The organism is Maricaulis sp. D1M11 (assembly GCF_047308265.1).
Classification (GTDB): Bacteria; Pseudomonadota; Alphaproteobacteria; order Caulobacterales; family Maricaulaceae; genus Maricaulis.
Genome location: NZ_JBKQWY010000001.1, coordinates 773,552 through 793,812, shown reverse-complemented (window position 1 = coordinate 793,812; position 20,261 = coordinate 773,552). Strand labels below are relative to the sequence as shown.

General features: G+C 58.9%; 20 protein-coding genes and 1 riboswitch. Of the genes, 4 read left to right on the top strand and 16 right to left on the bottom strand.

Going from position 1 to position 20,261, the window contains the following annotated elements; genetic code table 11:
• Positions 1-28: 28 nt before the first annotated feature.
• From RMQ97_RS03760 to RMQ97_RS03750, 3 genes are all read right to left on the bottom strand, one after another.
• Positions 29-1,759, bottom strand: a complete 1,731-nt coding sequence (locus RMQ97_RS03760) for an AIPR family protein (protein ID WP_413659496.1) — start codon at positions 1,757-1,759, stop codon at positions 29-31.
• A gap of 80 nt (positions 1,760-1,839) precedes the next feature.
• Complete coding sequence (thiC, locus tag RMQ97_RS03755) at positions 1,840-3,720, bottom strand: phosphomethylpyrimidine synthase ThiC (RefSeq protein WP_413659495.1); 1,881 nt, start codon at positions 3,718-3,720, stop codon at positions 1,840-1,842.
• A gap of 15 nt (positions 3,721-3,735) precedes the next feature.
• Positions 3,736-4,296 carry a hypothetical protein gene (locus RMQ97_RS03750; protein WP_413659494.1) on the bottom strand — a complete coding sequence of 187 codons (561 nt, stop codon included), beginning with the start codon at positions 4,294-4,296 and terminating at the stop codon, positions 3,736-3,738.
• Positions 4,291-4,388, bottom strand: a riboswitch (TPP riboswitch). It overlaps the preceding gene by 6 nt.
• 137 nt (positions 4,389-4,525) lie before the next feature.
• On the opposite strand from RMQ97_RS03750, the gene RMQ97_RS03745 reads away from it, so the two are divergent.
• Both RMQ97_RS03745 and RMQ97_RS03740 read left to right on the top strand, forming a co-directional pair.
• The gene (locus RMQ97_RS03745) at positions 4,526-5,683 is read left to right on the top strand and encodes an AAA family ATPase (protein ID WP_413659493.1); all 1,158 of its coding nucleotides are present in this window, start codon (positions 4,526-4,528) and stop codon (positions 5,681-5,683) included.
• An 87-nt stretch (positions 5,684-5,770) separates the two neighbouring features.
• The gene (locus RMQ97_RS03740) at positions 5,771-6,790 is read left to right on the top strand and encodes a hypothetical protein (RefSeq protein WP_413659492.1); all 1,020 of its coding nucleotides are present in this window, start codon (positions 5,771-5,773) and stop codon (positions 6,788-6,790) included.
• A 361-nt stretch (positions 6,791-7,151) separates the two neighbouring features.
• Here RMQ97_RS03740 and RMQ97_RS03735 read toward each other — a convergent pair whose 3' ends face one another.
• The 8 genes from RMQ97_RS03735 to RMQ97_RS03700 form a co-directional block, all read right to left on the bottom strand.
• Entirely contained in the window at positions 7,152-7,562 is a 411-nt protein-coding gene (locus RMQ97_RS03735) for a hypothetical protein (RefSeq protein ID WP_413659491.1), read from the bottom strand.
• Between the two features lie 37 nt (positions 7,563-7,599).
• Entirely contained in the window at positions 7,600-7,998 is a 399-nt protein-coding gene (locus RMQ97_RS03730; protein WP_413659490.1) for a DUF2065 family protein, read from the bottom strand.
• Between the two features lie 69 nt (positions 7,999-8,067).
• Positions 8,068-9,582, bottom strand: a complete 1,515-nt coding sequence (locus tag RMQ97_RS03725) for a serine hydrolase domain-containing protein (protein ID WP_413659489.1) — start codon at positions 9,580-9,582, stop codon at positions 8,068-8,070.
• Between the two features lie 96 nt (positions 9,583-9,678).
• Positions 9,679-10,449: a helix-turn-helix domain-containing protein gene (locus RMQ97_RS03720; protein ID WP_413659488.1), complete on the bottom strand. Its 771-nt coding sequence runs from the start codon at positions 10,447-10,449 to the stop codon at positions 9,679-9,681.
• 94 nt (positions 10,450-10,543) lie between these two features.
• Positions 10,544-11,077: a hypothetical protein gene (locus tag RMQ97_RS03715; protein WP_413659487.1), complete on the bottom strand. Its 534-nt coding sequence runs from the start codon at positions 11,075-11,077 to the stop codon at positions 10,544-10,546.
• Between the two features lie 196 nt (positions 11,078-11,273).
• On the bottom strand, positions 11,274-12,236 hold the full coding sequence (locus RMQ97_RS03710; protein ID WP_413659486.1) for an endonuclease/exonuclease/phosphatase family protein: 963 nt from the start codon (positions 12,234-12,236) through the stop codon (positions 11,274-11,276).
• A gap of 143 nt (positions 12,237-12,379) precedes the next feature.
• Positions 12,380-12,727, bottom strand: coding sequence for an antibiotic biosynthesis monooxygenase family protein (locus tag RMQ97_RS03705; protein WP_413659485.1), 348 nt, complete (start codon positions 12,725-12,727; stop codon positions 12,380-12,382).
• Positions 12,724-13,032, bottom strand: a complete 309-nt coding sequence (locus RMQ97_RS03700) for an NIPSNAP family protein (protein WP_413659484.1) — start codon at positions 13,030-13,032, stop codon at positions 12,724-12,726. The genes RMQ97_RS03705 and RMQ97_RS03700 overlap by 4 nt, the downstream gene beginning before the upstream one ends.
• 112 nt (positions 13,033-13,144) lie before the next feature.
• Between RMQ97_RS03700 and RMQ97_RS03695 the strand changes: the two genes are divergently transcribed.
• Positions 13,145-13,840 carry an ArsR/SmtB family transcription factor gene (locus RMQ97_RS03695; protein WP_413659483.1) on the top strand — a complete coding sequence of 232 codons (696 nt, stop codon included), beginning with the start codon at positions 13,145-13,147 and terminating at the stop codon, positions 13,838-13,840.
• Here the strand turns inward: RMQ97_RS03695 and RMQ97_RS03690 are convergent.
• The 3 genes from RMQ97_RS03690 to RMQ97_RS03680 form a co-directional block, all read right to left on the bottom strand.
• Positions 13,837-14,934, bottom strand: coding sequence for a hypothetical protein (locus RMQ97_RS03690; protein ID WP_413659482.1), 1,098 nt, complete (start codon positions 14,932-14,934; stop codon positions 13,837-13,839). The two genes, RMQ97_RS03695 and RMQ97_RS03690, sit on opposite strands and share 4 nt — an antisense overlap.
• The gene (locus RMQ97_RS03685; RefSeq protein WP_413659481.1) at positions 14,918-16,033 is read right to left on the bottom strand and encodes an SIR2 family protein; all 1,116 of its coding nucleotides are present in this window, start codon (positions 16,031-16,033) and stop codon (positions 14,918-14,920) included. Before RMQ97_RS03685 ends, RMQ97_RS03690 begins: the two co-directional genes overlap by 17 nt.
• Before the next feature lie 238 nt (positions 16,034-16,271).
• Positions 16,272-17,561, bottom strand: a complete 1,290-nt coding sequence (locus RMQ97_RS03680) for an adenylosuccinate synthase (RefSeq protein WP_413659480.1) — start codon at positions 17,559-17,561, stop codon at positions 16,272-16,274.
• Between the two features lie 142 nt (positions 17,562-17,703).
• On the opposite strand from RMQ97_RS03680, the gene RMQ97_RS03675 reads away from it, so the two are divergent.
• Entirely contained in the window at positions 17,704-18,279 is a 576-nt protein-coding gene (locus tag RMQ97_RS03675) for a hypothetical protein (protein WP_413659479.1), read from the top strand.
• Between the two features lie 3 nt (positions 18,280-18,282).
• On the opposite strand, the gene RMQ97_RS03670 is transcribed toward RMQ97_RS03675, so the two are convergent.
• Both RMQ97_RS03670 and RMQ97_RS03665 read right to left on the bottom strand, forming a co-directional pair.
• The gene (locus RMQ97_RS03670) at positions 18,283-19,461 is read right to left on the bottom strand and encodes a phosphatidylinositol-specific phospholipase C1-like protein (protein WP_413659478.1); all 1,179 of its coding nucleotides are present in this window, start codon (positions 19,459-19,461) and stop codon (positions 18,283-18,285) included.
• A gap of 168 nt (positions 19,462-19,629) precedes the next feature.
• Complete coding sequence (locus RMQ97_RS03665) at positions 19,630-20,202, bottom strand: acyloxyacyl hydrolase (RefSeq protein ID WP_413659477.1); 573 nt, start codon at positions 20,200-20,202, stop codon at positions 19,630-19,632.
• Between the last annotated feature and the right edge of the window lie 59 nt (positions 20,203-20,261).

The window sequence follows — 20,261 nt, the reverse complement described above, 5'->3', positions numbered from 1 at the left end:
CAGCAGGGCGCGCGCGGGCCGGTCTAGACTATGCTTCTTCAAGCTCAGTTTGACTCTCCAAAGCTTGTAAATGACGATTCACGTGCTGCTGAGAGGCAGTAGATTTGAAGTAGTTGTTCAGATTTTGAAACGTCTCTCGATTCTCGGAAATCACCGTACGAAGGATAGCAACAGCCTTTTCGTGATTACCCGCAACTGACGCATCACTTCTTCGCAGGAGAGTGACTAGCTCTACGTCGGAAAGATCACGCAGGCCCTCATCGTTTTTGATGAGCCAATGAACCATCCTCGCCAAATGGAACACTCCATAGCTGAACAGACTTCGGTCCTCATGTTCCCGATCCAACCAACGCATCTGAAGCTTGCCGAGCGATTCACATAAGCGGTAAATTTCATGCGCAATCACCAACTGTGCTGGGGCGTTTCTATTTTCAAAAACCGACCCGTAAAATTCATCGGTGAAGACCTTGTACTTTTGCGCTCTACTAACTGTCGGCTGTCGCCTAAAAATGGCGATGAAAGCCTGCCCCGCTTTTTCAAGGTCCACGACGTCCGATCTTGCGATTCCTTGAGATTTAGCCTCTCCCCGTTTTCTCTCGTAAAACAGGCCGAAATCTTCTTGGATCCGTCTCTGGATGAGCGCCTGCGCCTCATCGTTCGCATGAAGATCGCGAGTTCCGATAGCATTCTGATTGTTAGTAGCCACTACAACACCATCAACGAAAGCGCGGTCGTTGGACGCGTACACCTTCAATTGGACCTGTACACGTTCCGAAAGGTCGCCCTGTTCGTAGGCATGTCGCAGCGACGAAGTGGTTTGACAGCCGTTTATTATCTGCAGATTTTCCAGATTTACACCTGGATTGTCTGGATCGCGCGAGATGCTAAAGCGGTCACAAACCATCGTTATGCCGTTGTTCATGAACCAAAAGCGGCTGGCGGTCTGATCACTAGTCGCAGATGCATAGATGTTTTTATTAACTCGACCGCCGAGTCCCAAGTTTCCTCGGACATTTGCATCGAAGACCGCGTCACGCGGTTCCTCTTGGGCCAGCTTCGCCAGCTCTTTACCGCTTACGGTACATAATACGCTCGCCACACCAGCTGTCTCAAACTCGACAATTGAGGCTCTGTTCGCATCGTAAATTATAGGAAGGTTGTATGAAATTCTGCGATTTGCACTTCGTCGCAGATTGCTGATCCGATTGATCTCGTGAACGCCGAGAAACAAAAACTCGAAACTATCGAAAAACCCGGCGCCGTATTCATCTTCGATTATTTTTCTGTTTTGAATAGCCTCTGGCGCGATATTCAAGTCATCGCCAAGAGTTACATAGTACACAGTTACTGATATATTCGACCCGCCATATTTTCGCATCACCTCCCGAGCTTCCGAAATTTTTAATTTTAGCGCCACATTACCAATCATCTCATATGTCGATCGTGGCGATTTAAAAACCAAGTCCAATCCAGTCTTCATTAACGAAACAATATTGGAAGAAAAATTAGGTGACGACTTGCACTGTATAAGGTGTATATGAGCACGCTGCTCAGCATCATCAATATCGATCCGTATAATATCGAGTTGTCTTTCACCCGCACCATCTACTACCTCGTCATCTGGAGCGAGCTCGCCTTCGTCCAAATCGAAACGAAGACCGTAGAACCAGTGCATGAAAGCGTCATCGAAAGTTAGCGTGTTCTGTGCGGCGAATTCCTGAACGCTATCATCGATAAACGTCTTCTTCAGATCGTGCATTGGGTTCTCCGTCAGGCTATCTTGATAGAATGCCCCGAAAGGCAATCCACTACAAGTATTGCACTCGTCGAAAACAACCCCTAATCAATAGGCTCCCGCTTTTCCCCGCTCTCGCTGAGATAAATCTCAGCCCCCTTCTCACGGAACTCGGCCGCCTTCTCGGCCAGGCCCCGCTCCGCTTCGGTCATCTCATTCGGTGCCCTTGCACTCCCAAACGTGTCGCGGATCTCGCGGGTGATCTCCATCGAGCAGAATTTGGGCCCGCACATACTGCAGAAATGCGCCACCTTGTGGGCCTCTTTCGGCAAGGTCTGGTCGTGGAAGTCTCTTGCGGTTTCCGGGTCCAGCGCCAGGTTGAACTGGTCTTCCCAGCGGAATTCGAAGCGCGCGCGTGACAGGGCATCATCACGGATTTTCGCGGCGGGATGGCCCTTGGCGAGGTCGCCGGCGTGGGCGGCGATCTTGTACGTCACCACACCCACTTTCACATCATCGCGGTCGGGCAGACCCAGATGTTCCTTCGGGGTGACGTAACACAGCATGGCACAGCCAAACCAGCCGATCATCGCGGCGCCAATGCCCGAGGTGATGTGGTCATAACCCGGCGCGATATCCGTGGTGAGCGGGCCGAGTGTGTAAAACGGCGCCTCGTGACAGCATTCCAGCTGTTTATCCATGTTTTCCTTGATCTTGTGCATGGCCACATGGCCCGGCCCTTCGATCATCACCTGGCAGCCCTTGTCCCAGGCAATCTTGGTGAGCTCGCCCAGGGTTTCCAGCTCGGCAAACTGGGCGCGGTCATTGGCATCGGCAATTGAACCCGGACGCAGGCCATCGCCCAGCGAGAAGGAGACATCATAGGCGCGCATGATGTCGCAGATCTCCTCGAAATGCGTGTAGAGGAAGCTCTCCTTATGGTGCGCCAGGCACCATTTCGCCATGATGGAGCCTCCGCGCGAGACAATGCCCGTCACCCGGTCGGCGGTCAGCGGCACATAGGCCAGGCGCACACCGGCATGGATGGTGAAATAGTCCACGCCCTGTTCGGCCTGTTCGATCAGCGTGTCGCGATAGACCTCCCAGGTGAGGTCCTCGGCAATGCCATTGACCTTTTCCAGCGCCTGGTAGATCGGCACCGTGCCGATGGGAACCGGCGAATTGCGCAGGATCCATTCGCGCGTGTTGTGAATGTTTTTGCCGGTGGAGAGATCCATCACCGTATCGCCGCCCCAGCGAATGGCCCAGACCATTTTCTCGACCTCCTCCTCAACCGAGGAGGCCACGGCGGAATTGCCGATATTGGCATTGATCTTGGTCAGGAAATTGCGGCCGATAATCATCGGCTCGAGTTCGGGGTGATTGATATTGGCCGGGATGATGGCGCGGCCGCGGGCGATCTCATCGCGCACAAATTCCGGGGTCACGAATTCGGGGATCGACGCGCCCCAGCTTTCGCCATCGGCCATGCGCTCTTTCGCGCCCTCAAGCGCCGCCTTGCGACCGAGATTTTCGCGCTCGGCCACATAGACCATTTCCGGCGTGATAATGCCTGCGCGAGCAAACTCATACTGTGTCAGCGGCTGACCCTCGACACCCTTGAGGGGTTGATGCTGGGTCGGGAATTCGCGTGCGAGATATTTGCCCGTAGCGCCGCCATTATCGAGCGGCGAGAGCGGACGGCCCTCATAGGCCTCGACCTGGCGATCCGTGTACCAGTCCAGACGATGGCGCGGCAGGCCGGCTTCCACATCAATGCTCTGCGCCGGATCAGAATAGGGTCCGGAGGTGTCATAAACCCGCACCGGCGGTTCATTCGCGGTCGGATGAAGATCGATCTCGCGATGGGGCACTTTCAGGCCCGGCGCGGCCAGTGGCGAGGTATAGACACGGCGCGAGCCGGGCAGCGGTCCGGTGGTGACGTCGGGCGTCTCGAAGGAGGCCTGGTCGGTGGGCTTGTTCATGGGAAGACTCCTGTATCAGGCCGTGACCGGGACGGGGCTCGGCGCCTTGCGCGCGCGGGCCCGCACCGAGGCGGCGGTGTCGTTGAGGGCGTGGGTGCGGGCGGTGTCGGCCGCCGCGCGGAATTCGGGATGGTGGATGGCCAGCATGCACAGCGCGTTGACGGCCCAGGCGCGCACAAACGGCCGCGTGTGGCTGATGTGGGCCTGAGCAAAACGGGCCAACGCCGGTCCTTCCGGCAGCGGCCGATCAACGGCGTCAATCATCTGGAGACCATGCAGGAGGGCCGCCCAGTGGGTCAGCCCGTCCAGACGCTGGGCCAGCGCGGCCATCGCCGTGTCCAGCGCCAGATCACCGCACTCCAGGCTTTGTCGGACCAGCCAGGTCGCGCCCGCCTGCACCATGGGGGCGTCATCAGTGATGAGATCGAAGAGCGCGTCCCAGAAACTGGGCGCCTCGCACAGCTGAACCTTGGCCTCGCACAATACGCTGACAGCCTTGCCGTCAAACGCGCTGAGGGCGTCTTGCAGGCGCGCGCGTGTGGGCGCAAATTCCGGCGCTGTAACGTCTGTGCTCATCTTTCGCTCCGTCCCGACGCCGGCATGACCCGGATCCGGTTGTAAGGGACTCTCTCAGCCCGACCACCTGCCGGACACCCCTCGAAACTTCGCGTATGAAAATGGACGCGCCGAGGTGATTTGGCAAGCTCATCCGCCCAGGCCTGTGTGTGGATGACGGCAAGGGCTTGACCCGGGGCCCAATCCTGAAAGCATTGCGGCGTCTGTGTGTCTCTCCCGGCTGTTCCCCATGATCCTCACCCTGGCTGTTTCCGGATATCGCTCGCTGCGGGAACTGGTCCTGCCCCTCGACCAGATCACCCTGGTCACCGGCGCCAATGGATCGGGCAAATCCAGTCTTTATCGATCTATACGCTTGCTCTGCGACGTCGCCCAGGGACGAGCGATCGGCTCCCTGGCCGCAGAGGGCGGGCTGGACTCAACCCTTTGGGCCGGGCCCGAAACGATTTCCCGCGCCATGAAACGGGGCGAAGTTCCCGTTCAGGGCACTCGACGCAAACAGGTGATCAGTCTGAAGCTGGGCATTGCCGACGAAGACTATGGATACGCCATCGATCTGGGCCTGCCCGTGCCGTCCAGCCGATCGGTGTTTGGCAAGGACCCGGAAATCAAGGCTGAGGCGGTCTGGACGGGGGAGATCCTGTCACGCCGCACGGAGATAGCCTCCCGCTCCGGTCCCGCCGTGACACGCCTCAATCGCGAGGGGAAACGCGATCGTGTTGTCGAGACCCTCGCTCCGTTCGACAGCATGATGACCCATGCGGCGGATCCACAGGACGGATTCGAACTCTTTGCCCTGCGCGAACGCATGCGGTCCTGGCGGTTCTATGATCATCTGCGCACGGATCGAGACGCCCCGGCCCGCCAACCCCAGATCGGAACGCGCACCCCGGTGCTGGCCTCGGACGGGTCTGATCTGGCCGCCGCACTGCAGACCATTTTCGAGATCGGCGATCACGACGCATTGCTGGATACGATCGAGGACGGTTTCCCCGGTTCGGATATCGAGATCGCGCTCCAGAATGGTTATTTCGAAGTCCTGATGAAACAGTCCGGACTGTTGCGCGCACTGTCGGCCCGCGAATTGTCAGACGGGACGCTCAGGTTCCTGCTTCTAACAGCCGCCCTGCTTTCGCCCCGTCCGGCGCCCTTGATCGTGCTCAACGAACCGGAAACCAGCCTGCACCCGGATCTGTTGGCCCCGCTGGCCCGCCTGATCGTTCGGGCCTCGAAACGAACCCAGATAATCGTTGTATCTCATGCCGATAGCCTGGTTGATGCCTTGAGCGGCGAGCCGGACTGCCTGCACCACAGGCTCAGCAAAACCCTGGGCGAGACCGTGATTGAGGGCGTCGAGACACCCCGGTGGGCGTGGCCCAAACGCTAGCGCTCTATCCAAACACGCCAAACGCGTGATCTGCATCACCCTTTGATCCCGCTCGATCTGCCACAGTGCAGGTTCAGGGAGGGTATCATGAGCGAACACACACAAGCCGAACCCGGTCCAGACAGGTCTGTGCGGGCGGACAGGCCTGGACAGACGGACGGATCTGATGCGCGCAATCCTTCAGACCCCGCTCCGCTGAAACACCCGCGATGGCGTCGCGTGTTTGCTTTCGTAATTCCTTTGCTTCTCATCGGCCAGATCCTGTGGGCGACCCATATCCTGCTCATCGCCTGGCCCCTGGCGGGGGATGAGGGCGAAGGGCTGTGTTTCAAGGGGTACTCACAGAGCCGGCCCCATGATCAGCGCTCTCACATGCCCTACGAACCCTGGCTTTACGGCCTTCTTCTGGTGCCGGAATGTCAATTGACCCCGGCCGATGGCGTCACGCTCGACACGTCCGCGCAGACCACGAACACCACACCTCAATCCGGGCCTGAAGGCGACCTCACCCAACCCAACCCACAGCCGGAACCCGAGCCTGCCAAACCCGGCAAAACTACGGGTTCGACGGGGTTCAACGGCAGTGTGGATGCGGAAGACCATCAGACCGTCCGGCGCGGCGTGGCTATTTTCATCGCTGTTCTGGCAGTGGGCATGATCGGCGGGGCGACCAATTCGCTGCGCGCCCATGTCTATCACGTCGCTGTAGGCACCCATGATATCCGATGGGCTCCCTGGAATCTCGCCCGCCCGTTTGTCGGCGGAGCGCTGGCTGTTCTGTTTTTCTTCATCCTGCGGGCCGGACTGGTACAGGCCAATAGTTCCGACAGTCTTCTGCCAGAAGGATTTATCGCCATCGGGGCCATGGTCGGCCTGTTCACGGATCATGCCTGGCGCAAGCTGTCACAGGTGGCGGAAAGCCTGTTCGCAGAACCCGCACGCTCACTCCGGCGAAACGAGGACGAAGACGCACCCCGGGAGGCTCCGGCATCCCCGACACCTGCTCCAGCAGGGCCCGCACCCGCACCACCCGTCCAGAACGGACCCACAGCTCAGCCCGGCACCACTCCCTCAACTGCTGCCTCGGATTCACGCAACACGCCCTAATCCGGTTCCCTATGGCAACAATTCCATGACATGTGAGCCTCGTCACGGCCCTGTCGTGAGATGCTGGTTAGTGTCGTCGTGAATTTCGGGTTTCGCGATGCAAATCGGCGGTTTGGCGCGATGTTTGCTGCCGAACATGCGGAACAAGAGCGAGGCTCGGTGCAAAGTACGGAGCCCACCCGATCCATGACACGACGTGTCATGGGCACGATTTGGCCCGTCTACCCACGAGGGGCCCGTACGTCCAATCCCGCTGGGGGGATGCAGGGGGGAGTCGGTCCAGGCTGTTATCAGCCGGACCGGCTGCACCTGATAGGTCTGACTGACGCCTTCGTCCTGTGTGTCGTTGATACGTGTCGGGTCAGGCGAAACCCAGCCAGATGAGCCACACGCCCAACACGGTGAGCACCAAAGCGACCCCGCGCAGCATAAGAGGATGCGTCGTTAGGCTGGTGAGCAGATTGACCAATGGCCCGGGCAGGGCAATCAGCGTGAGCCCCTGAATCAGGGCAAGCCAGCCAAACACCGTCACGGCAATGCCTCTGACGGAGGAGTGATCGATCTGGATCGCCAGGATGATGCCCCCCACCAGAAACGCCAGCACACCAAAGAGAAATCTCAGGAATGCGGCATCGCGCAATTCCACCGCCATCTTTGTGGCATTGGCGGGATTGATCAGCGTCCCCACACCACTTGCGGTGAAATAGAGCCCCAGCAAGCGCACGATAAGGGAGATCAGGTCAGCCCGACTGAAGAGGTCCTGCGAAAACATGATGCAAGCTCCGGATGGGCCATCCGGTCAGCGCGGATCAGCCATTATAGCCCAGCCAGAAAAGGCCAGCGCCGATCACCATGACCGCCAGGCCTGCAAAGCGCAAGAGCGAGGAACGGGTCTCTATCCGGCTCGCGGCCCAGACAAGTCCTTTTGGAAAGGACAGAAAAACCAGACCCTTGATCAAAGCCATCCAGCCGATCACCGCGACCAGCACGCCAGTCCAGCCCACATCATAACGGTGGACCGACAAGATGGTTACACCCACCAGAAAAGCCATGAAGCCCGCCGTCAATCGATGCATTTGACTGGCCTGGAGTTCACGCATCAAGCGCTCGAAATAGTCCGGTTGAACCACAGCCCCCAGACCGGTCGCCAGGCAGTACAAGCCGAAAATACGCAGGAACAGGTCCGTGGTGGAGAGGGTGTCAAACATGGTGCAGATCTCCCGATGGACCGGACTGTGATCCGCCCCATCGGGAGATACAATGCGACCGAGTGCCGCTTAACGACGCGGCAAATCGTAATCGCGCCAGTTCACATGCGTGATCTGTCCGCTTTCGTCCCGGTGAAACTCGACACTGTCGATTCCGTAGAACATCGCGCCCTCGGCCCCGAAGAGATCGGTCCGGGCGGGCTCCAACGGCATGACGGCCTCATTCCAGCGTAGCACCAGACCATTTTCCCCGGGCTCGATGCGCAGATTCAAATAGGGCAGACCGCTGTCATAGACCCCGACATACTCAGCAAGCTCGGCCTCGGTCGGTTGCCAGTTCCACCCGTCCCAGAGCTCTTCGACGCGGCGGTTGTCCCGCTGCTCGGTCCGGTAAGTCAGGCTGCGAGCAGAACGCACAGGATATTGTTCGATCCGCAGCTCCCGATATCGGTCGGCCTGCTCATGCTCGGTCAGGAATTGCAGATACATGTTGATCGTGCGCGAAGTGAACCAACCGGTCTGATTGTCGGAGTTGGAAAATGCAGCAACCCCCACACCCAGGTCCGGAGAAAAGGCCATCATCGTCCGGTTCCCCGTATAGCCACCGCCATGAACATAGAGGGTGTAACCCTCAAAATCGCAGATATTCCATCCAAGAGAATAGTGGGAACAGGGTAGTTCGGCCGCATTCCGGCGATCTTCCATATGGGTTTCAACCCCAGGGGCCTGAGCCGTTTCCAGCATGCTGGACGTCAAACCAGTCCCCGCCGGCCCTTCACCACGCAGATTGAGCTGGAGCCAAGCGGCCATGTCCTCAACGGAGGTCACCAGTCCACCCGCCGATTGCATCATGCCATCCGTCTTGGGGCGGATCATCGCCCAGCCCTCATCCTCGCCTTGCCAGATGTGGGACCAGGCCAGATCCTCAAGCGGGAAATCAGAAGTCCGGGCACTTGTATTGTCCCAGCCCATTGGATCGAAAATGACCTCGTCGAGCCAGTCTTGCCAGGTTTTGCCCGTCTCGGTCTCCAAAATAGCGGCGTAGAGATTGTATCCGAGATTATCGTAACTATAGCCCGGTTTTCGGGTCTCAGCGAAGGTCTCGATAAACAGCGGATAGTGCTCAGGTGCCAGGCGCGCAGAATAGGCCTCCACCTGGACGATCATATCGATCTCAAGCGGAACATTGTGATGCAGCAGATCACGCAGGGTATAGTCGGACGGATCAAACCCGTCGGGAAAGTCCACCTCGCCCCAATAGGCATCCAGCGTCGTGTCCAGCGACAGGATCCCGCGTTCATCAAGCGCGGCAGCCAGAAGCCCCAGATAAGCCTTGGTCTGAGAGGCGATATAGATCGGTGTCCGGGTCGTCAGGGGGGCCTGGTTTTCAAAATGGCGCACGCCAGTGGCCCGACTCAGCAAGACTTCGTCCGCCGTAACGACCGTGACGGCATAGCCCGGTCCCGCCGGGACCTGATCGAGAAAATCAGCAAGCTGCCGGGCAGCTCCCGCAGGCGTCTCCGCAAGCAGCGCAGGGCTCATCAAGCTTGCACTGGCCAGGCCAGCAAGCAGGGTACGGATCATGGTTCAACTCCGAATTTGACGATGCCCGAGACACTAGATAGGAAGTCGAACCCGGTCTTGAACCCCTGTAACCCAAATCAGGCGAGTTCACTGCGGTCAGGCTGCCAGGCGCGAGAGCAGCTGACGCGGAGGAAATCCAGTCATCTGCTTGATAGACCGGCTCATATGGGCCTGATCTGAAAACCCTGCCGAAAACGCCGCCTCCGCTGCTGCTTCCCCAGACATCAACGCTCCAATGGCTCGGCTCACCCGGCGACGCAATCGATACAGGCTGGGTGGCAGACCCATATATCGGGAGAACTCACGGGACACATGCACCCGGTGAACCCCGGCCGACCGGGCGATCGCATCGAGCTCGCGGTCCTCGTCTGTGTCGTCCAGCGCATCGCGAACCGTCCTGACCCAGCCGGGCATCGTGTTGGAAGCCGGGCGCGCTTCCGTCTGCATGGCGACAAGATCGTGCAGGGCTGCAGCAGCATCCGGCCCGGAGAGGGCCTGAATATAGGCGCCCATCGACCTTTGGCGGCTCATGCTTTCGCCCACCCGCCAGGTCCAGTCCGCAACATCGAGACCCAGATCAACAGCCGACCTGTCCGAGACATTCAGTGACAGGATCAAACACCCTTCCTGCTCGCTCCGGCCATAGAGATTGGCATGATCCAGACCCGCCGGCTTGACCCCGATCTCTCCGGCTGAAATCGCGCGATCGCGGCGCAAGGACTGTTCCGACATACCGCCCGCGAGAATGAAGGAGAGTTGGTGGAAGTCATGGGCATGAGCTGTCATGGCCAGTCCGGGCCGGTAATAGCTCAGGCGAACACGGACCTCGTCCTGTTCATGTAGAGTATGCTGGGCGTATGACGGCATCGGGCATCCTGTGAGGCTTTCCCGCACACGATAGCCCGAACCTGCTGATTGGATGCAGACATGCTGTCATTACGTTTTGGTCAGGCGCGCCGGCCTAGTTCATGGCCCACCGGCGACCGCGACGCGGGCTGGCATTGTGGCAGGCATCGAACAGACCGATATAGGGACCTGCCTCGGTATTTCCGGCGGCCTGCGCCCGTTCGAGCAGGCTGCGGGCGCGCTCGAGATCCTGCGGACCGCGATCATCTGAAAGCATGAGCCCCGCCAGGAAGCCGGCATAATCTCCGCCGCGCTCCTCGAAGATCCGCACCATGCTGGTTTCAGACCGGTCATCGGCGCCGTCCCAGTAATAGGTGGTCAAGGCGAGTTGGGCGAGCTGGCGCAGGCTCGTCGGATCACCCTGCTGCATCAGCTGACTGCCCCAGTAAAACGCGGCCGCTTCACGGGATACATTGCGCTGTTGCGCCATATTGGTAATCGCCTGGTCCATCCCGGCCGATGCGGCCGACAGGTAGGCATCGCGGTGCTGGGCAAAGATCTGGCAATTATCCGCCTCGGCTGCAGCCGCAAGACCCATCATGGACGTCAGTGCTGCAAGACACATGGTACGCAAAGTGAAACGGCCCACGGGGACCTCCCTCATCTGAATCTCGGCACGAACCCAGCGCCCGACAGCCTCAAATCTACACTGACAAGGGAGTTTTAAGCCTCCCCCAATCTCCTGACGTCATATTGTCTCAAATGCAGGAGAACCGCCAGCGTCTTCACGGCTGACGGTTCTTCTGTCACTGAATCAACATTGAGTTCAGAAAGATCGGACGGGATTATTCCTCGGCGGCCTGCAGAACGGCGTCGAGCTGCTCGTCCTCGATCCAGCTATCGACTTCGATCCACAAGGGATAATGGTCCGAGATCTCTTCCTTAAATTCGTGCAGGGAAAGACCGGGGAATAATTCTTCGTGTGTCTGATCGTAAAAGCGGATCAACCCGCCTCTGTTGGTAAAGCGACCCTCGCGGGTCGGACTGTGCACAATCTGGTCGTAGGCCTTATCTTCTTTCAAATTCGTGCCGCCGACATGCAACAGCCCCGAGGGAACCTGGAGCGAATGCTTGGTCAGCGCACGATAAGCGGAGGAGCGGCGAGAGGGGATGTTGAAATCTCCGACCACCACAAAATCCTTGTCCGCCTGTGCCCGGGCTGTCCGACGGGTTTCCACCCAGTCCGCCAGCGCTCCGATCTCCTTGGAACGGCGCCGCACTCCGCCGGAATAGCGAATATGGGCTGTCAGCATCACAAAATCGAAATTCCCCGCCCGGAACGACGCCATATAGGGCGAGCGCCACCAATCCGGATGCATCAGCTTATAGTCCTGATCTTCCTTGTAGCGGGGCGGATTCGCTTCCGCAGCCAGACCGGTGAACACCACCATGCGCTTGTCATAGACATAGGCGATGCGCTCCGCATTGCCCGCGCTATCGCTGCGATAGTCAGAATAGACAACGCGCCAGTAAGGACCGAGCACATCGAGGACATCCGCCAGATCATTGAGATCGTCGCGCACCTCGGTCAGGGCAATCAGATCAAACTGGCCAATGATTTCGGCAATAATACGCTTGGCATCCGTTGACCGCGGTGACTTACCGAAATTCCGCACATTCCAGGTCCCGACAATGAGGTTTTCGTCCAGCTTGGAGGCTGGAATATTGGCCTTCTCGATCTGGTCGCGGATATGGCGGATCCGGGCTGCGGATTCCGGAGTGAGTTCGCCGAGGGCTGTGTGACGCATCTGGATCCCCTGTTGCACACGCAGTAATTGAATTGAACCTCGTAAGTCACCCTTGGTAAGTCAAGCGAATTTCGCTATTCACACGAGAATTGCCCACCTTTCCCGCACACCGTGTGTCAGAGGTCACGCTTGTGCTGCATGCCTCAGCCACCATGACAAGCCGCACTGTCCGCTGGCACCTCATCTCTTTGTTCCTGCCCGTAATTACGCAGCACCTGGGCCACGCGCAGCGTATAATTTGAAAGGATGCGAGACCGCCCCAGGGCTTGTGCTGCACGGTGTCGGGTATGGGTCCGCCAGGCCTTCACTGCCGCCTCATCACGCCATAACGAGAGGGACAAGTATTTCCCCTCACAGGCGAGTGACTGAAACCGCTCCACCGAAATGAATCCGTCGACATGCTCAAGCTCGGAACCGATATCTGCGGCGAGGTCGAAATAGGCTTCGCTCTGACCGTCCCGGGGCTCCAGTTCAAACACGACCAGGATCATGACGTGACACGGCGCAGAAAGGTGCGCTCTTCCCGCAAGATGAAACGCTTCGCCTGTGCCATCTCGAAATTTGCCCGGCCCGCCGGGTCAGACGTCAAGCACTCACGATAAACTTCGTAATCCGCCAGGGTCTCGAACTCGATCAGTCCCAGCGCGATATCATTCGTACCTTCATGCGGCATGAAATAGCCTAGAAGGCGTCCACCGCATGCCGGAATGATGTGGAGCCAGTTGCGGGCATAGGTTTCAAAGGCGTCCCGTTTAAAGGGATCGATCTGATAGCGGATACAGGCAAGCAAACTCATTTTTTGTCTCGTCGCTGGAGGGATAACGCGGACGTTAGAGCGCACATCACCGCCCGCATGTTTCGATGCGGATCTAAGCATGTGTCATATCGATCCGTGCTAGGGTGGCCCCATGACAAGCGGACCGGATATCACTCGCATAGCCCGACTGATCGGCGAACCTGCGCGTGCGAACATGTTGGGCGCGTTGATGAGCGGTCAGGCCCTCTCCGCGGGAGAACTGGCCCGCATCGCCGGTGTTCAACCCGCCACAGCCTCCAGCCATCTGAGCCAAATGCTTGACGCTGGCCTGCTGGAGACAGACCGACAGGGACGTCACCGGTATTTCCGCCTCAAAGACCATTGCGTGGCGGAGGCGATCGAAAACCTGATCCAGCTGGCCGAACACACCGGGCACACGCGGTTCCAGCCCGGCCCCCGGGATCCTGAACTGCGTCGAGCGCGTGTCTGTTACGATCACCTGGCCGGAGAGATGGGTGTCGAGCTTTATGATCGCCTGGCGCGGACAGACGCGCTGACGCTGACGGACGGTCTTATTGAGCTCTCACCATGGGGTTTTGAGTGCCTGACCCGTCTGGGGGTCGAGCTGGCTTCGCTCGAGGCGTCCAAGCGAGCGATCTGCCGCACCTGCCTCGATTGGTCGGTCCGCCGACACCACCTGGCCGGCGCCCTGGGGGCGCTTCTCCTGCAGACATTCATCGACAAGGGCTGGATGGTTCGACTCTCCGGTTCAAGAGTGTTGCGGGTCACCCGCGCGGGCGAACGGGATTGGCCCCGATTTCTGGACGGTTTGCGCGAGAGGACCTAATTCAGACTCAGCAAGGCGGCGCGCACAGTTTCTGCATCTCCCGCATCCAACCAGTCTCGTTCGTCCGGCTTGGCCTGTTGCAGCCAGTCCTCGAATGCTGTGAGCGTACGCCGGGCGGCCGGCAAACGCGCGCTGTCAAACGCGTCGAATTTCTGGAGCTCAATCACCACCCGCGCCAGTTCGACACAGGCCGTCAGCCAGTCAACACCATGATCGGCGTTTAAAACATCGATGACAGAGAAGAGCGCATCACATGCCTCACGCAGACGAGCGATAATATCACGGTCATTCGCTGAGGCGTTCAACAGCACATAGTTTACAATCGCCTGGGCTTCCTTGACACGCGCAGTTGCCCAATCGAACGGCGTCGTCGCATGGCTATAGAGGTGAGCCGCCCGACGGGCTTCCTCGATGGCGCGTTCGGCCTTGTCGACATCCCCCTCCAGCTCAGACCAGTCACGATACATGATGGAGCGATTGAAGCTCAGATCTGCATAACTGGCTTTGAAGGGGCTGTTCTTCAGGACTTCTTCGCTCTGTCTGAGCAGGTCTTCAGCGTGCAGGAAATGATCCTGAGCCGCCTCGGTCAGATTTGCATCACCCGCGATCTTGGCCTTTTTCAAAATCACATTGGCAATATTGGACTGGGTCTGCGCCCATTCCTTGGGTGCGGCCTTGCGCGGGCGATACTCCAGGGCGCGTTGGAACCACACGATCGCCTGATCACCATCGTCACTCTCGCACAATGCGTCAAATCTCTGGGCCAGCGCGATGCCGACGCCATTGGCCGCATCTCCCCAATTGGAAGATCGCACCGCGTCGTCCACGGTCTGGAGAAAGCTGCCAATCAGGCCCGCCGCGTTCGCCACATCGCCCCGATCCGCTCCGGTACGGCCGATCAGCTGGAGAACCTCGGAATAGACCTTGGCCACACCCACCCGTTTGCCGACATCCACTTCATTCAGAAAGAGGTGTCGAAACAGGTCTTTCGCAATGCCCAGTGCCTTGGCATCTGACGATGATCGACCATAGGCGAGCGCAGATTCTGCGGCCTCCTCGACCAGATGAATATCCAGTTCATTCAGCGGTTTCATCGGGGTTCTGCCTCGAGTTCAGATCAACATCTCCAAGCGCGGCAAACGCCGTCTCAAAGGATTGCTTGTCAAGTCCCTGCAGTCGTTCCTGCCGCACTTCATCAACGACTGATTTGGTTAATGACCTGTTTTCATTTTCCAAAAGGCCGATCCGATTCTCGAATGAGTCAATAGTCTTTCGAATATCGTCAACGTCAATCCGGGACGCTTTGATATCATTAAGGAAAGATTGGGCAAAAATAAGAGGGTTCCCGAAAATATCGGGCATTTCACAGCGCAATGCCTGCATGAGATCAAGAAAAAACTGATCTGAATCACATCCCAGCAGGACGCGGCCCTGGTCGGACGCATCCAGAAGGCGGCGGGCATTGGCGCTCAGATTTTCCCAATTGTCGGTGTATTCCGTCCAGAAAATGTCTTTTGTTGAAAAATGGTCAGCGACGGAAATCAGGGCGTTCATGAAACCATCCTCGCGCCCGCCATATCCCACCACCAGAAGGGAGTGTACATTCTGGAAGAGCCGAGACAGGACGCCGATCACATTCTGGTCGTTCGCCAGTTGCCCGACACTGGCAGGCGTGTTTCGCAACATGTAGGAATGGCGAGACCCATGGATCTCGATCAATTGCGGTGCAACCGGCGCAGGCGAGATACGGTTCAGGGTATCGGGACCATCACAGATAATGGGCATAACATCCGATGCGATCATGCCCCTCAATGCGAGTTGGTCAAAATTGGTGGATATGACTGTCGAGAAATAGCCACGCTTCACCAAAGCCCCGATCGCCAGGTGTGACCAGTTGATCGCTCCTTTTGCATTCGCGATGATGCCGTTGAAAAACTCACGACTGTCGTCTGGGTTCGTCATGTGTTTATCGAAGATATAGTCATACATGGCAGGGTAATTGACTGTATCTTCACTGCTCGCAAATTCAGTCGTGAGCAGGCCTTCATTCACCAGATGCTGACGCAGATCCTGTTCCGAAACGCGTGAAAAATCGATCTGTCCGGATTTATCCTTCGGCAAGCTGCGTTGCCCAAGCGTGTCTTCATAGCGTTTGGCAACAAACAGCACGAGATCCTGGGTCAATCCACGCACTGTGGGAATTCCGGCAGAGACCGAGGCCCCCGCACCGATCAGCAGGATATTCTTGCGAAGACCGGATTTGGGGTCACGACGAGCGAAGACCAGACGTCGTGCGACATCCTCGACATTCGCCTCCAACGGCATGCGATCATCACTCAAACCGAACTCCCATCTCCTGCCAGACTCTCACCTTCTGGTTGAAGAGTAACGGGAATTCTCGGCAAGTAAATCGCCCGATTAAAAGCCTCACCTACCCCCTGAACGGATCCTGCATCAGGATCACGTCCTCGCGCTCGGGCGAGGTGGAGACGAGGGCGATCGGGCATTCGATCAGCTCTTCCAGACGGCGCACATATTTCACGGCCTCGGCGGGAAGCTGAGCCCAGGACCGCGCGCCGGCGGTCGAACCGGACCAGCCTTCGAGGGTTTCATAAACCGGTGTCACCCCAGCCTGGGCTTCCTTGCCGGCGGGCAGATAGTCCAGACGTTCGCCATTGAGCTCATAGGCGACACACACCTTGATCTCGTCAAATCCATCCAGCACGTCCAGCTTGGTCAGCGCAACGCCGGTCACACCGCCCTGGGCCAGGGTCTGACGGGTGATCACCGCATCAAACCAGCCACAGCGCCGCTTGCGGCCCGTCACCACGCCGAACTCGCGTCCCGCCTGGCCGATACGCTCACCGGTCTCATCGTGCAGTTCGGTGGGAAACGGCCCTTCGCCGACCCGGGTCATATAGGCCTTGGCAATGCCCAGAACATAACCGACATCCTTGGGCCCCAGACCCGTGCCCGCAGCGGCCTGGCCCGAATGGGTGTTGGACGAGGTCACGAAGGGATAGGTGCCGTGATCGACGTCCAGAAGTGCCCCCTGCGCGCCCTCGAACAGGATTTTCTTATCCGATTTGATCGCGTCCTGAAGATCGCGCCAGACCGGAGCCGAGTAAGGCAGGATTTTCGGCGCAATCTCGAGCAGTTCATTGACCAGCTGATCGGCATCATATTCCGGCTGACCCATGCCCCGACGCAGGGAGTTATGGTGGAAGAGAATATCAGCGACGCGGGCGCGCAGGGCCTCGGCATCCGCCAGATCCACCACCCGCACGGCTCGGCGTCCGACCTTGTCCTCATAGGCCGGACCAATACCGCGGCGGGTTGTGCCAATGGCTTCGCCGTCATCACGGTTTTCACGCATGGCATCCAGCTCGCGGTGAATGGGCAGGATCAGCGCCGCCGTCTCGGAGATTTTCACCACGTCCGGCGTGATATCGACCCCTTGTTCGCGAATGCGATCGACCTCGGCGATAAAGGCCCAGGGGTCCACGACAACACCATTGCCGATCACCGAGAGCTTGCCACGCACCACACCGGAGGGCAGCAAAGAGAGTTTGTAGACCGCATCACCGACGACCAGGGTATGGCCGGCATTATGCCCGCCCTGGAACCGGGCCACCACGTCCGCGCGATGGGACAGCCAGTCCACGAGCTTGCCCTTGCCTTCATCGCCCCACTGGGCACCGACGACGGTCACGTTAGCCATTGAATTCCCCTTGCCTGTCGAGAGAAACGCCTATGTGTCACGAAGCTGTGACACTCGCCACAGGAATTTGCACGCGCGCCTCGCGATTGATAGCGTCATGCGTGAATATTGCCTCATTCAGCACGATTCAGGGGGAATGGCGATGAGACATGGATATGGTGTGCAGTCTCTTGTGGCCATGATCGGCCTTGGCCTGATCGTCCAATCCGCCGCGCCGGCTATCGCCCAGCAAGCCCCGCCGGGCTGCACGGCCGAGCACCATGATGATTTCGATTTCTGGATCGGCACCTGGAATGTCTACGCCCCCGATGACGGTGCCTATCAGGGCCTCAACCGCATTACCGTGGACCCGGGACACTGCCTGATCCGCGAAGACTGGCAGGGCGCGGGCGGATCAACAGGCCACAGCATGAATTTCCACGACCCGTTCGAGAATGCCTGGCGTCAGGTCTGGGTCTCCTCCGGGGCGATCATCGACTATACGGGCGGGCTGGACGAAACAGGCGCAATGGTGCTCAACGGCCAGATCCACTACCCGGCCAATGGTGTAACAGCGCCCTTTCGCGGCATCTGGACACCACTGGAGGATGGCCGGGTTCGCCAGCATTTCGACCAGCAGACGGCGAACGGGGAGTGGCAAGCCTGGTTCACGGGCATTTATGTTCGCGTTGACGAGGATCCGCGCGCCGCTGAAGCCGCCGCGATCCGGGGCGAATAGCGCCTACCGGTCCATCTCGCCACCCGCGCACGCCGCAGGCTGACGCACCGGATTGCAACGCACGACCCCGCCATCAGGAAGGCTCGCGGCATAATCGCTCCATTCCTCGCGCGGTTCATAATAATCTGTCGAGATATAGTGCGCGCCTGAGGCCAGAGCCGCCTCGAGCCGGGCGGTGTCACCTGTCCGCGCTTCACGGGTTCCCGCGTCTGCGCGCGTGCGCACCAGATAGCCTGCCTCCACCCGGGCCTGGATCTCGTCAAACTGGCGCTCAGGATTATTCAGAACAAACACGGCCGCATGGGGGGCCGTTTCCGCGACAGATTTCACGAACATCACCCGACCCTCCAATGAGGGATTTCCCGCCAGATAGGGCTGCAGCGGGGCCTCATTTTCATCAAGCAGGAAGATCACCCGCCCTCGCATCTCGTCCAGGCTCGGCCAGCCCTGAGACAGGACACCTGCGCGCAGGGTCTGTGCGGATCCACGCACCGTATCCGGCATCAAAACGTGCTCGGCTGCAAAGACTGATAGGATTTCGGCTTCCAGGGCCCGGAAGGCCTCGGCATCAAAGGGCAACGGATCTACAGACCCCGGCACACCGGTCGGGCTCTGTTTGGCGTTCATCATGATCAGGATCGGTGCATGGTCAGGATGGGCCACGGACCAGCTGCGCACCTCCGCCAGACAGGTCACAAACACCGCACACCGGGACCAGACATCAAAATCCTGGACATGGAGCGTCTTGAAGCCGGGGGCCTGGAGAGGCGCTGGATCAAAGGCGCGCGCACCCGGTTGTCCCTGCGTCAGGCGCGGAGCCATCGGATCGGTAAACCGGCCGCCGACTGGATCATGGAGAATATCGATCTCCAGCTGACGCATCCCCGCATCCAGCTGCGCCGTCAGTGTGTCGTGACCGTAATCGAGAGCCTCGGCCTGACGCGGCGATTGTGCGGCCAGAAGCGCCAGTTCGGGCGCGGGCATGTGGTCCTTATAGCTGTTGTGTGTACCGATGGTCTGGATATCGACCAGGCTCAAGGCCCGGTCGCGCGCCGCGCAGGGCACATCCAGCTCGGCCGGACAGAGGATGGCGTTGTTGTCACCCTCGATGACCTGACACGCCGCCAGGCCCAGCCCTGCCAGACCCAGCCCGATCATCATCACACCCGATTGAAACCCCATGATCTCTCTCCCCTGTCTAAGAGGAAGACTCCTAGACGCCTCAAACGGGGACAGCACGTGAAGCTTTTCTGTCCGGGCCCAGGCTCGGCTCAACCCTCCCCCTCACAGACAACACCCCCGCCCGGCAATGCGGACAGGGGTGTCAGGCATTTGGAGTTCTGGAGCGGCTTAGCGACCGAAGCGATAGCCCACACGCAGACCGGCATTGTCCAGGGCCTGGTTCCGGCCGGACGCCAGAATCTGACCATGAGAGATGTGCTCGTAATACGCACCTACGGACCAGTTTTCGTTCAGGTCATAATCGAGGCCGAGACCGTTGTAGAAGAGGATGGAATTGCCCAGCAAAGCGCGGGTATTGGCCAGGCGGATCCGCGTCGGATCGCCGGGAGGCGCATTCTGGTCGAAATCATCGACGCCATCATTATAGGACAGACCGGTGCGCAGCTCGAGATTCCAGCGCTCTGCCAGGTCGACATTCCAGGCCAGACCGGCGGCACCAAAATTGGTCAATTCCTCTGTATTGAACGACCCATAGATGAAGGGGCGCGGCGACCAGATGGCCTCCAGGAAAGACGGAGATGCAAACAGAACCTCAGCCGTCACGTTCGGACCCTCTTCGACATTCTCGACCAGGTCATGACCGGTCACGCCAAAGCGAAATTCCAGGCCGCGATCATCATCCGCCAGTGCCGGAGCCGCCAGAGAAGCTGCGGCTGCCAGTCCGCCGATCAGATATTTCATCTCAATCCCCCTTGGGCGCCCCTTTAGAGTGCACCCGAAAACATGGTTAAGGCCTGCAG